The organism is Streptomyces sp. DH12 (assembly GCF_020873895.1).
Taxonomy (GTDB): domain Bacteria; phylum Actinomycetota; class Actinomycetes; order Streptomycetales; family Streptomycetaceae; genus Streptomyces.
The window spans coordinates 1-749 of the sequence record NZ_JAHWGT010000247.1 but is presented as its reverse complement, the minus strand read 5'-3'; the positions used below and the strand labels follow the sequence as shown (position 1 = coordinate 749).

Annotated in this window: 1 pseudogene; it reads left to right on the top strand. The window is 77.3% G+C overall.

Going from position 1 to position 749, the window contains the following annotated elements:
- Positions 1-149: 149 nt before the first annotated feature.
- Positions 150-749, top strand: a pseudogene (locus LPA54_RS33820) (hypothetical protein); the annotation flags it as partial.

Here is a 749-nt window from a genome sequence, read left to right as displayed (position 1 = left end):
GCCGCCCGCGAGTTCCCCGCGGTCAGCAGCGCCCTGAACAACTTCACCGGCCAGACCAACGTCTGGGCGGGCTCCACCGCCACCGGTGTGCTCGCCGGCTCCGAGGGCGCCTACGGCACGGTGACCTCGGTCGCCGACAAGGTCACCCCGTGACCGAGGCGTCCGCCCTCCGGCCGGCCGCGGGGCGCGGTCCCGGGCTCGAACGGTGTCACGGCGCACGGCTGTCCGTGGAGGACGGCGCGCTCGTGCTGCGCGCCCGCGGCCGTACCCGGCGGGTCCCGGTCGGGGACGGCGGTGTCGCCCGCGCGGTGTTCGTCGACGCGGACGTGGACGCCGGACGTGACGAACCCGGCCGTCCGGGAGCCTGGGGCGAGGTGCGGCTGCAGGACCGGGACGGGGCGCAGGTCGCGCGTGTCCCGCTCCGGGACTGGCTGCCCGAGGCGCCCGCGCTTCCGGAGCGTGCCGTGCAGGGCGAGCCGCTGCTGGAGCCTACGGGCGTGGCCGGGCTGCTGAAGGCCGCGGGCGTGCCGCTGCACGTCGCGCGGGACCGGACCGGCCCTCGTGCGGGTTCGGGGAAGGGAGGCGTCACCCTCGGGCCCGGCCCGGCCTTCCCGCTCTGGTACTGGTGCGTGCGGGGCGCCGCCGGGACGCTGTGGTTCTCCGCGTTCACCGTGGTCGTCTTCTCCGACACCGTGCCCGCCTGGCTCGTGCTGCTGCTCGCCCTGACCGCCCTGAGCGGGCCGGTGGCG